The sequence below is a fragment of the Serratia grimesii NBRC 13537 genome (genome assembly GCF_001590905.1).
GTDB lineage: Bacteria > Pseudomonadota > Gammaproteobacteria > Enterobacterales > Enterobacteriaceae > Serratia > Serratia grimesii.
Genome location: NZ_BCTT01000006.1, coordinates 510651 through 523019, shown reverse-complemented (window position 1 = coordinate 523019; position 12369 = coordinate 510651). Strand labels below are relative to the sequence as shown.

The window sequence follows — 12369 nt, the reverse complement described above, 5'->3', positions numbered from 1 at the left end:
ATAGCTAATCCAGACCGCTTGTCATAAAGTTGCTCCCTTCTATTTCATTATCGCACGGGGATAAGGGTGATTACGCTTTCCAAACTTTACGTTCATCCGGTGAAATCGCTCCGGGGTTTGCAGCTTTCTCACGCTCAGGTTTCCAGTAGTGGATTGGCGTTTGATCGCACCTTTATGATCACCGAACCGGATGGCACCTTTATTACCGCGCGCCAATATCCGCAAATGGTACTGTTCACTCCAGCGCTATTGGCTGACGGTTTATTCCTCACCGCGCCGGACGGCGAAAGCGCTGCCATTCGCTTCAATGATTTCGCCCCCGAGGCGCAACCCACTGAAGTCTGGGGAAACCATTTCACCGCGCTGATTGCACCGCAGCCAATTAACAGCTGGCTAAGTGGCTATTTCCAGCGTGACGTGCAGCTGCGCTGGCTCGGCCCAGAACCCACCCGTCGCGTTAAAAAACTCCCTGAAATCCCCCTGTCTTTCGCCGATGGTTACCCGTATCTGCTGATTAACGAAGCGTCATTCAACGACTTACAACAACGCTGTCCCGGCAGTATCAAGCTGGAGCAATTCCGTCCCAATCTGGTGGTGACAGGTGCCAGTGCGTGGGCAGAAGATGGCTGGCAGGTGATCCGCGTCGGTGACGTGATGTTTGATCTGGTGAAACCTTGCAGCCGTTGCGTGCTGACTACCGTGAGTATTGAACGCGGGCGTAAGCATCCGAGCGGTGAACCACTCAGCACCCTGCAGAAATTCCGCACTGCTGACAACGGCGATATCGATTTTGGCCAAAATATGGTGGCGCGCAACAGTGGCATTATCCGCGTTGGCGATACGGTGGAAGTCTTATCCACTAAACCGGCACGCCCCTATGGCGCGGGTAAAGTCGTTGAAAGCGTACAGGCACCACAAGACAGCGCGCATAGCGTCACTATTGAATACGCAGGAACGGTGTTTACCGGTAATAATCAGCAGATCTTGCTTGAGCAGTTAGAACAACAAGGGCTCCGCGTGCCTTATTCGTGCCGTGCGGGGATTTGCGGGAGTTGTCGCATGACATTGGTCAGTGGCGAAGTGGCGCCGCTGAAGAAAAGTGCGGTAGCCAACAATGGCACCATCCTCTCCTGCAGCTGTATTCCAAAAAGTGATTTAACCTTGGCGTAATTAGCCTTACATTGCCCTGTCGTAAGCCGGAACGGAAGCTTCATCTTGCGCACAGGGTTTAAGGCGATCGTGCATCACTTTGATTGCATCACCCAACACCATGGTACGGCCAGCGACTGACAGCTGATTTTGCGCAAGCAGACAAAGGCTAGCGTTATCGCCGGCTTCCACCACCAGCAAACGGGCTTCAACCCCGCTTTCCATCACCTTCACTGCCGCCAGTTCACCATTCTTTGGCTGTAACGGATAATGTTGCTGAGAAAAATGCCAGCTTTTCGGCATTAGCGGTTTCAAGAATCGATAAGCCACCAAGGCATTTAATACCAGCTCAGCACGTTGCTCGTGACTCAGCTTTATCTGTTTGCACTGCTCTTCATAATTAAAATAAAGCGCCGCGTCATCGACACAGAAAGAGCATTCATCGAACGCATCCGGCGTTAACATTTTGGCAGGGAAACGCGAACGAAAGATCATACCATTTGCTAAATCCAGCATTAGCCGATCATGTTCAGCGTCAAAATACCAACGCCAATTATCGTCAGGTTTTATCTTCATCTCTTATCCTTCTCGCTGCCCATGCCACGCTGTATTTACCCTAAAAGGTGATTTTATCACCACTAAAGTCGCTTAAACATCGGATAATTCCGCGAACGATATTTATGCTAGTGGACAAAATATAGACGAGCCGGGAGAAGAAATAAACCCCCGGCCGAAAATGAAAGGAAAAATATTAGATGTAGTTAACGATATCTTTAATCAGGCGCGGACCTTTGAAGATAAATCCGGAATAAATTTGTACCAAGGAAGCCCCGGCTGCCATTTTTTCACGCGCCGCCATCAGGGAATCAATTCCGCCAACACCAATAATTGGCAAACGCCCTTGCAGCTCAAGTGACAGACGGCGGATCACGTCGGTGCTACTCGCCTGTAGCGGGCGACCACTTAGACCACCCATTTGTTCGCAATAATTCAGCCCCTGGATCAATTTACGATCCAGTGTGGTATTGGTCGCGATCACGCCATCGATATTATGGCGAACCAAACTGTCCGCTATTTGGATCAACTCTTCTTCAGAAAGATCCGGCGCGATCTTTACAGCGACAGGCACATATTTGTGATGCCGCGCATGCAATTCCTGTTGTTTATTTTTAATCGCGGCCAGAAGATCGTCCAACGCTTCCCCGTACTGTAAAGAACGTAATCCCGGAGTATTTGGTGACGAAATGTTAATCGCGATATATCCGGCATACGGATAAACTTTATCCATGCAGATCAGATAATCGTCTTTTCCTTGCTCAACCGGGGTATCTTTATTCTTGCCGATATTAATCCCAAGAATACCGCCGAAATGAGATTTCTTAACGTTTTCAACCAGGTTATCTACACCCCGGTTATTAAAGCCCATACGGTTGATCAGGCCTTCCGCTTCCACAATACGGAACAGACGCGGCTTATCATTACCTGCCTGCGGGCGCGGCGTCACAGTGCCGACTTCGACAAAGCCAAAACCCATGGCACCAAACGCATCGATACATTCACCGTCTTTATCCAGACCGGCAGCCAAACCCAATGGGTTTTTAAAAGAGAGCCCCATGCAGCTTACCGGCTTGGTCGGCACAGCCTGACGAATAAGGAATTCTAACGGGGTGCCGGTGACACGGCGAAGCTGATGAAAAGTCAATTCATGCGCACGCTCGGGATCGAGCTGGAACAACGCTTTTCTGATGATGGGGTAGTACATGTACTCTCCTGATTTCCCGGTTGCAAACCGGGGGCGTATTATCCGGTATCCCCAGGCCAATTGGAATTGATTAAAAGCAAAAAAAGTGTTTTTTACGCAACCGTTTCCCCTCGCCAAGGTTTAAACCACCGCCAATCCGCATTTACGCATATCAAAATCAAAAAATGAGATTTAAGTAACGCGCCCCTTTGCTGATACGTTTAAAACACTTCTCGACAATTTACTCATTAAACCTAACTTTTAGTTATAAGGAGTGGTAATGCGCGTTATATCACTGGCCGGCAGTCCTCGCATCCCTTCACGATCAGCTGCACTGCTTTCCCTGAGTCAACGTTGGTTGCAACAGCAAGGCGTGGAAGTGATTGCCTACACCCTGCACGACTTTGATGCCGAAGATTTGCTGTATGCCAACTTTAATAGCCCCGCGATCAAAGCCTTTACTGAACAACTGGCGCAAGCCGACGGCTTGCTGGTTTCTACGCCAGTGTATAAAGCGTCATTCTCCGGAGCCTTGAAAACCTTGTTGGATCTGCTGCCCGAGCGCGCACTAGACCATAAGGTGGTGCTGCCGCTGGCCACTGGCGGATCCATTGGCCATATGTTGGCAGTGGATTACGCCTTGAAACCAGTGCTGGCCGCGCTGAAAGCACAGGAGGTGTTGCACGGGGTGTTTGCCGATGACAGCCAGGTGGTGCTTAGCGGTGAAGAAGTTACGCTGTCCGAAAATATGGCAGCCCGGTTGGAAGAAGCCTTGGAAAGCTTTTATCTGGCCCTCGGTCGCCGTAAACCGCCAAGGGTAAAGATCTCCCCGGCGCTGCTTGCCCGCCAAACGGCCTGAAAGAACCGCATATAAGGAAATAAGGATGAAACGACTTTCTTCACTCGGCCGCTGGCTTGGTACCAGCGCATTGGCAGGCATTATCTCACTGGTATGGATCAATACCGCCAGGGCGCAAGATCCGGCGCAGTTCCGCATTGGTTACCAAAAAGGATCGATTAGCCTGGTATTGGCGAAGTCACACCAGCTTCTGGAACAACGGTTTCCTAATACCAAAATCAGTTGGATCGAATTCCCCGCAGGTCCGCAAATGCTCGAAGCTCTGAACGTGGGCAGCATCGACTTAGGCAGCACTGGCGATATTCCACCTATCTTCGCCCAAGCCGCCGGGGCGGATTTGCTGTATGTCGGTGTAGAGCCACCAAAGCCCAAGGCGGAAGTGATCTTGGTGCCGGAGAACAGCCCAATCAAAACCGTCGCGGATCTGAAAGGGCGTAAAGTCGCTTTCCAGAAAGGTTCCAGCTCCCACAACTTACTGCTGCGCTCACTGCAAAAAGCAGGGCTAAAATTCACCGATATTCAGCCTATCTATCTGACCCCTGCTGATGCCCGTGCCGCCTTCCAACAAGGCAATGTCGATGCCTGGACTATCTGGGATCCCTACTATTCTGCCGCTTTGCTACAGGGTGGCGTGCGGGTACTGGGTGACGGTACCGAGCTTAATCAAACCGGCTCTTTCTACCTTGCAGTACGTCCTTATACCGAAGCCAACGGACCGTTCATTCAACAAGTGCTCGATGTACTGACACAGGCCGATGCACTGACCCGCAGCGATCGTGCGCAAAGCGTCACACTGTTGGCAAACGCGATGGGTCTGCCAGAGAACGTGATCTCCGCTTATCTGGATCACCGTCCGCCGACGTCTATTAAACCTTTAGACGCGCACACCATTGCCGCTCAGCAGCAAACCGCCGACCTGTTTTATGCCAATCATTTGGTGCCCGTGAAAGTCGATATTTCTCAACGCATCTGGCACCCAAGCGCCCAATAATTTAGGAGAACGGACAATGAGCCTGAACGTATTCTGGTTTTTACCCACTCATGGCGACGGCCACTATCTGGGCAGCACTGAAGGTGCTCGCAGTGTTGATTACGGCTATTTACAGCAAATCGCGCAAGCAGCTGACCGACTGGGCTTCGGCGGTGTATTGATCCCGACCGGCCGTTCATGCGAGGACTCTTGGCTGGTGGCTGCCTCGCTGATTCCGGTCACCCAGCGACTGAAGTTCCTGGTCGCGCTACGCCCAGGTATCATTTCACCCACACTGGCGGCGCGTCAGGCGGCGACGCTGGATCGCCTCTCCAACGGCCGGGCACTCTTTAACCTGGTCACCGGCGGTGATCCTGAAGAGCTGGCAGCAGAAGGTCTGCATCTGAATCACGAAGAACGTTACGAAGCCTCAGCAGAGTTCACCCACGTCTGGCGCAAGGTACTGGAAGGCGAAACCGTCGATTTTAACGGTAAACATATTCAGGTAAAGGGCGCAAAACTGCTGTACCCGCCGGTGCAACAGCCACGTCCACCGCTCTATTTTGGCGGATCCTCCGCCGCTGCGCAGGATCTGGCAGCCGAACAGGTTGAAATGTACCTCACCTGGGGTGAACCTCCAGCGCAGGTAAAAGAAAAAATTGCCGAAGTTCGCGCCAAAGCAGCGGCCAAAGGTCGCAAGGTACGTTTTGGGATACGTCTGCATGTGATCGTACGTGAAACCACAGAAGAAGCCTGGCGGGCTGCCGATCGGTTAATCGCCAATCTCGATGAGAAGACCATCGCCGACGCCCAGAAGGCCTTTGCTCGCTTTGACTCCGTTGGACAACAACGTATGGCAGCATTGCACGGCGGCAAGAAAGATAATCTGGAGATCAGCCCTAATCTGTGGGCTGGCGTTGGTCTGGTGCGTGGCGGAGCCGGTACCGCATTGGTGGGTGATGGCCCGACGGTGGCGGCGCGTATGCAGGAATATGCCGATCTGGGTATCGATACCTTTATCTTGTCCGGCTACCCGCATTTGGAAGAAGCCTACCGCGTTGGTGAACTGTTGTTCCCACATCTTGACCTGGCAGAAAATGAAGCGCCCACGCAACGCCGACCGGTCAAAGCACAGGGTGAAGTGGTGGCCAATATCTATATTCCGCAAAAAGCGTCGCAAAGCTGAGGAGCCACACTATGGCAAACGGCACACAACGTATCTTGCATCGTCTCGCCCCTTGGGCATTGCCAGTAGCGTTGGTGGTTATCTGGCAAATATCCGTTGAGGCTGGCTGGCTGTCGAACCGTATTCTGCCGGCACCAAGCGCCGTGGTTACCGCCTTTTGGACGCTGACCAAAAGCGGCGAGCTGTGGCAACACCTGACGATCAGCAGTTGGCGTGCACTGATCGGCTTTAGCATCGGTGGCAGCATTGGGCTTGTACTGGGTTTTATCACTGGTCTGTCACCTTGGGGAGAACGTCTGCTGGACAGTTCCGTGCAGATGATCCGCAACGTGCCGCATTTGGCGCTGATACCGCTGGTGATCCTGTGGTTTGGCATCGATGAATCCGCCAAGATCTTTCTGGTCGCATTGGGCACTCTATTTCCTATCTATCTGAACACTTATCACGGCATTAAGAATATCGATCGCGGTCTGCTTGAAATGGCGCGCAGCTATGGCCTGAGTGGTTTTCAGTTATTTACCCAAGTGGTTTTGCCGGGCGCTCTGCCTTCGATCATGGTCGGTGTACGTTTTGCGTTAGGTTTTATGTGGCTCACCCTGATCGTGGCGGAAACCATTTCTGCCAACTCGGGGATCGGTTATCTGGCGATGAATGCCCGTGAATTCTTACAGACAGATGTCGTGGTAGTAGCGATTGTGCTGTATGCCCTACTCGGCAAGTTGGCTGACGTCAGTGCCCAGTTGCTGGAACGTATCTGGTTACGCTGGCATCCGGCCTACCAACTGAAACAAGGAGAAGCGCTATGACGGCTCCCGCCCGTATTCCCCAAGGCACCCCGGTCACGCTGGAATCTATTGCCAAACGCTACGGCAACCGCACGGTGCTAGAAAATATTCAGTTGCGCATCAGCGCTGGCCAGTTTATTGCCGTTGTCGGTCGCAGTGGCTGCGGTAAAAGTACCCTACTGCGTCTGATGGCCGGGCTGGAAAACGCCAGCAGTGGTGTATTGCTGAGCGGTAATGCACCGCTCGCCAGTGCCAGAGACGATACGCGCCTGATGTTTCAGGACGCACGCCTGCTGCCATGGAAAAAGGTGATCGACAATGTCGGTCTCGGATTACGCGGCCACTGGCGGGAGGATGCGTTACAGGCATTGAACGCTGTCGGATTGGCCGATCGCGCCAGTGAGTGGCCGGCGGCATTATCCGGTGGGCAAAAACAGCGGGTGGCATTGGCCCGCGCATTGATCCATCGTCCACGTCTCCTGCTTTTGGATGAACCTTTAGGCGCCTTGGATGCGTTAACGCGGATCGAAATGCAGGGGTTGATCGAAGGACTATGGCAACAGCATGGTTTCACCGTGTTGTTGGTGACGCATGACGTCAGTGAAGCCATTGCGCTGGCAGATCGGGTGATTTTGATTGAGGAAGGACGTATCGGATTGGATCTGACCATTGACTTGCCGCGACCGCGCCGTAAAGGATCGAGTAAGTTGGCAGAGCTGGAGGCTGAAGTATTGGACAGAGTGCTATCTCCGCCCCCGACACTGACCGAAACCTCACGTCGAGTCGCGAATTAAAAAAGGGACGGCATTGCCGTCCCTTTTTAAGTTATGCGTCGAGCGCTTTACTGATCTTCTCGAACAGGTCGCCAGACAGGTTCTCAAGCCCTTTCAACTGCTCAAGCGCCTTACGCATCAACGCCTGGCGCGACGCATCATAGCGTTTCAGGCGGATCAGCGGTTCGATCAGGCGAGCAGCAATCTGTGGGTTACGCTGGTTCAAATCGCTGAGGATCTCGGCCAGGAACTGATAACCACTGCCGTCTGCGGCATGGAACGCCGCTGGGTTAGCTGAAGCAAAGCCGCCGATCAACGAGCGAGTGCGGTTTGGATTACTCAGGCTGAATGAACGGTGTGTCAGCAAACTGCGGACCTTGGTCAGCACGTCAGCCGCCGGGCTGGTCGCCTGCAAAACAAACCATTTGTCCATGACCAGACCATCCTGGTGCCAACGCTCATCAAATGCCGTTAGCAGCGCGTCGCGGCAAGGCAACTGTGCAGCTACCGCCGCAGCCAACGCCGCCAGAGAATCAGTCATGTTGTCTGCCAGGCGGTATTGCTCCGACACAAGACGATCGGCTAGCACTGCGTCACCAAAGGCCAGGTATCCCAGGCACACATTGCGCAGGGAACGTTTGGCAATATCAGCGTGTTCCACCCGATAACCGTCGGTTTTATTGGCGTTATACACGGCTAACCACTCATCGACCATTTCCTTCGCCAGACAACGTACGATTGCTTCGTGTACCGCAGCAATGGCTTCCGGATCGATGGTAGCGAACAATTCTGCCATTTCACTTTCAGAAGGCAACGTCAGGATCTGTGCGGCTAATGCCGGATCCAGTGTCTCGTCCAATAGCACGGCACGGAAAGCATCAGCAACATGCAGTGGCAGCGACAAAGGCTGTTTCTGCTGGTGTCTGGCCACATTCAGCTTGATATAGGTCGCCAGCAAGCTTTGCGCCGCATCCCAACGAGCAAAGTCATTACGGGCGTGCTGCATCAGGAAGGTCAGTTGCTGATCGCTGTACGGGTAATCCAGCTTCACCGGTGCTGAAAACTCACGCAACAGAGACGGCACTGGTTTGTGTGCGACACCGTCAAACACAAAGGTCTGTTCGGCTTCGGTTACGTTCAGTACGTTATTGATCGCCGAACCGTCTTTCTGCAGAGCAATCACATTACCTTCTGCGTCGTACAATTCGATGTCCAGTGGAATATGCAGTGGCAACTTCTCTGGTTGATCAGCTGTCGGTTCCGTTTTTTGGCTAACATGCAGGCGGTACTGTTGATGCTCGGCATCATATTCGTCACGCACGGTCAGCTGCGGCGTACCAGACTGGCTGTACCAACGGCGGAACAATGACAAATCGACGTTAGACGCGTCTTCCATTGCCTGAACAAAATCATCACAGGTAGCCGCACTGCCATCATGGCGTTCGAAATACAGTTGGATGCCTTTCTGGAATTGTTCTTCGCCCAGTAGTGTGTGCAGCATGCGGATCACTTCAGAACCTTTTTCATACACTGTCAGAGTGTAGAAGTTGTTCATCTCGATAACTTTGTCCGGGCGAATTGCGTGCGCCATCGGACTGGCGTCTTCCGCAAATTGTGCGCCACGCATAACGCGCACGTTATCGATACGGTTAACCGGACGTGAACCCAAATCTGAACTGAATTCCTGATCGCGGAATACCGTCAAACCTTCTTTCAGGCTGAGCTGGAACCAATCGCGGCAGGTCACACGGTTGCCAGTCCAGTTATGGAAGTATTCGTGACCAATCACCGCTTCGATATTCAGGTAATCTTTGTCGGTCGCAGTTTCCGCCTTCGCCAGCACATACTTGGAGTTAAAAATATTTAACCCTTTATTCTCCATCGCGCCCATGTTGAAGAAGTCGACGGCAACGATCATATAAATGTCGAGATCGTATTCCAGCCCAAAACGGGTTTCATCCCATTTCATCGAGTTCTTCAAGGAAGTCATCGCCCAATCAGCGCGATCCAGGTTGCCACGGTCAACAAACAACTCCAACGCAACATCACGCCCTGAACGGGTAGTAAAGCTGTCTCGCAGCACGTCAAAATCACCGGCAACCAATGCAAACAGGTAGCAAGGTTTTGGGAACGGATCTTGCCACTGCACCCAGTGACGACCATCTTCCAGTTCACCCTGCCCAACGCGGTTGCCGTTTGACAACAGGAACGGGTAACGCACCTTGTCGGCCACAATACGAGTGGTAAAGCGGGCAAGCACATCTGGACGATCAAGATAATAGGTAATGTGGCGGAAGCCTTCTGCCTCACATTGTGTGCACAGCGCTTCACCAGACAGATATAACCCTTCCAGCGCGGTGTTTTTTGCCGGGTGGATATCATTAACGATGGTCATGGTAAATTGTGCTGGCAGTTTCTCGATAACCAGTTTGTTATCCTGCAACTGATAAGTCGTCCACGGCTGGCCGTCGATCTCAATACTCACCAACGTCAGATCTTCACCGTTGAGTACCAATGGCGCGTCGGCAGCACCTTGACGCTTAATCTTGCTGACTGCGGTTACGCGTGTTGTCTCTGCATCCAGCTCAAAATCCAGGTCAATATCAGTGATGGTATAATCTGGCGCGCGATAATCGTGGCGATACTTCGCCTGTGGCTGTTGTGTCATAAAAACCCTTTGACGTCTCAGTGAGTTACAGGTGCCAGGCTTTCATCATGCATTTATTTCGCCGTTGAGAAAGAGCAGAAATTTCGATGAGCCTGATTGTAAATAAACTGTATCACAGCTACAAAAAAAACCCAGAGATGCCAAGGGACCAGAGCAGAGAAATCGGAGGTGGATCCTAATATTGTCGATGAATTACCCAGCCAGTCAGGCTCCTTCACCTAATGCAGGATAAAAATCAGCATTTAATGCTAAAAAACCCGCATTGTGTTCATCACGCTCTCAGGTTCCTTTCTCGGGTTAAAAAGTCCATTTTTCTCAGTGGGCATGGGCAACCAGCAATTGCCCCACAGCGCCCACTCGGCAGCCACGTCCCGTCGGGTATAGTTAAGACAGCCTGCGAACCACAATGGTATAATTAACCCATCTGGCTCAAGGACGCGCGGCGCACATGAAAGTAAAATATTTGATCTATTTTTTTACCTTTGCCCTGATGTCCTCATTCGCCCTGTTTATTTCCGATGAACTGGTTGAGGCAGAAACCGACTATCGCGACAACCAACTGAACCTGTACAAAATTACCCGTACCAAAGAGATTTCAGAAGCTTTCCAGGCCACGCTGTTGGCACACCGTTTAAAGCGTTTAAGTCTGATAAACCCACACATTACCCCAGCACAATGGATGGATGCCGATCGCGTGGCGCGCGCAAAAATCGCCCGTTTTCAGCCACACATCGACAGCGAGATATCGCAACAGCTTGGTATACGGCAGAAAATCGCCGCGCTCTCCATGATCAGTTTAATGGAGCAGTTGCTCAATAATGACAACCTGCAGCTTTCACATGTCACCGATGCCACGGCCAATCTGTTTAATATCAATAGTGCTTACTACATTTCCCAAGCCAGTAAGAGCTATTACCGCTACACCTATGACACCCGCATGGTTGATGCCGACTCATTCCTTTTCCTGGAAGCCGTGCGGCTGAATAATCGGCTGAATATGTCCGTGACCGAACTGATCGACCAGGTTATTGATGTCAATACCAACCAACTCGCACGTAAAGATGCTTATCTAAAAGCAATTCAGCTCACCGGGGTATTGAGTGCATTAAGTACCCGGCTAATTTTTATCAAGCTGACCTATAACGACATGCAAACCACATTCTTAGTGAATGAGATCCTTGAACAACTGTCTGTAAAACAAATCAGCCGTATTACCGAAGGGTTGTATAGCGCGGTTGATACGCACACCACCTACCCCGCTGATTCTATCTACCAGTACGTTAAGAACCTGAGCGACCTCTCACAACAGCTTTATCAGCGTAGTTTTGAAATGGAAATCGCCGCTTCGCAGCATAAGATCTATGACAGCCAGACAGCGATTTACGGCATGATTTCCTTGGGTGGGCTGATCACCCTGTTTATTTTTCTACCAACACTGGTTTATTGTTCAAATATCAGCCGCTGGCTGACAAAAACACATAACAATATTTTGCGCTTATCACGCGGGAATATGAATATTGATCGCAATGAGGTGTTTTACGGTCAAGAGCTAATGGCCATCAGCGATGCCATTAAACAGCTTAAGCAGTATCAGTTGGAAAAGGTGACATTGGAAAATGAAAAACACTTGCTGATCAAGGAACTGGAGGCCTCCTCGTATCTTGACCCGTTAACCAATATTTATAACCGTCGTAAGTTTTTTCTCGAGTGTGAATCTCTGGCAGCCAATAGTTACCCGCTGGCCTTCTGCCTGATCGATATTGATAACTTCAAAAACCTCAATGACAACTTTGGTCATCATGTTGGCGACCTTGTCCTGGTCGAATTCGGCAAGTTATTACAAAGCACATTCCGTTCCAGCGACATTTTCTGTCGCTATGGAGGGGAGGAATTCGCCGTGATTTTGGGTAATTGTACGCTGGAAAATGCACGTGAAGTCATGTCAACGTTACGCGAGCTGACTCATCAACTCACCCTGACATTAGCCAATGGGCAAACAGTCCGTTTCACTACCAGCTGTGGCATTGCTCAGGTGTGCGACATTGGGCTGTTGCCAACGGCGATCAAACAAGCAGATGAAGCCCTCTATTTCTGCAAGAATAACGGCAAAGACCGTATCGGCATTCATACACAAACCGGTTTTATCTGAATTGTTGTTTAAAATAATTAACATTATAATTTTTATGACTAATTAGGCTAAGTCATTCACCTTACAGGTGAATCTGGCTTTTCTGCCGG

General features: G+C 51.3%; 10 protein-coding genes. 7 read left to right on the top strand and 3 right to left on the bottom strand.

What is annotated here, in order from left to right; translation table 11 throughout:
* The first annotated feature begins 66 nt into the window (after nt 1-66).
* On the top strand, nt 67-1170 hold the full coding sequence (locus tag SGR01S_RS09010) for a YcbX family protein (RefSeq protein ID WP_061807237.1): 1104 nt from the start codon (nt 67-69) through the stop codon (nt 1168-1170).
* A 6-nt stretch (nt 1171-1176) separates the two neighbouring features.
* Here the strand turns inward: SGR01S_RS09010 and SGR01S_RS09005 are convergent, their stop codons facing one another.
* A complete protein-coding gene (locus SGR01S_RS09005; protein ID WP_037422023.1) occupies nt 1177-1725 on the bottom strand; it encodes a cell division protein ZapC in 549 nt (182 codons plus the stop codon).
* 175 nt (nt 1726-1900) lie between these two features.
* Nucleotides 1901-2911: a quinone-dependent dihydroorotate dehydrogenase gene (pyrD, locus tag SGR01S_RS09000; RefSeq protein ID WP_037422021.1), complete on the bottom strand. Its 1011-nt coding sequence runs from the start codon at nt 2909-2911 to the stop codon at nt 1901-1903.
* A gap of 259 nt (nt 2912-3170) precedes the next feature.
* On the opposite strand from pyrD, the gene ssuE reads away from it, so the two are divergent.
* Genes ssuE through ssuB form a run of 5 tightly spaced genes read left to right on the top strand, consistent with a single transcriptional unit; the run spans nt 3171 to nt 7484 of the window.
* Nucleotides 3171-3749, top strand: coding sequence for an NADPH-dependent FMN reductase (gene ssuE / locus SGR01S_RS08995; protein ID WP_037422018.1), 579 nt, complete (start codon nt 3171-3173; stop codon nt 3747-3749).
* Between the two features lie 25 nt (nt 3750-3774).
* Nucleotides 3775-4740, top strand: coding sequence for a sulfonate ABC transporter substrate-binding protein (locus SGR01S_RS08990; protein ID WP_037422015.1), 966 nt, complete (start codon nt 3775-3777; stop codon nt 4738-4740).
* A 16-nt stretch (nt 4741-4756) separates the two neighbouring features.
* The gene (gene ssuD, locus SGR01S_RS08985) at nt 4757-5905 is read left to right on the top strand and encodes an FMNH2-dependent alkanesulfonate monooxygenase (RefSeq protein ID WP_037422012.1); all 1149 of its coding nucleotides are present in this window, start codon (nt 4757-4759) and stop codon (nt 5903-5905) included.
* 11 nt (nt 5906-5916) lie between these two features.
* A complete protein-coding gene (gene ssuC, locus SGR01S_RS08980) occupies nt 5917-6711 on the top strand; it encodes an aliphatic sulfonate ABC transporter permease SsuC (protein ID WP_061807235.1) in 795 nt (264 codons plus the stop codon).
* Complete coding sequence (ssuB, locus tag SGR01S_RS08975; RefSeq protein WP_061807234.1) at nt 6708-7484, top strand: aliphatic sulfonates ABC transporter ATP-binding protein; 777 nt, start codon at nt 6708-6710, stop codon at nt 7482-7484. The genes ssuC and ssuB overlap by 4 nt, the downstream gene beginning before the upstream one ends.
* Nucleotides 7485-7515: 31 nt before the next feature.
* Here the strand turns inward: ssuB and pepN are convergent, their stop codons facing one another.
* The gene (pepN, locus tag SGR01S_RS08970) at nt 7516-10131 is read right to left on the bottom strand and encodes an aminopeptidase N (protein WP_061807232.1); all 2616 of its coding nucleotides are present in this window, start codon (nt 10129-10131) and stop codon (nt 7516-7518) included.
* Between the two features lie 448 nt (nt 10132-10579).
* On the opposite strand from pepN, the gene SGR01S_RS08965 reads away from it, so the two are divergent.
* Nucleotides 10580-12280 (top strand): GGDEF domain-containing protein, encoded by a 1701-nt coding sequence (locus tag SGR01S_RS08965; RefSeq protein ID WP_061807230.1) that lies wholly within the window; start codon nt 10580-10582, stop codon nt 12278-12280.
* The last annotated feature ends 89 nt before the right edge of the window (nt 12281-12369 follow it).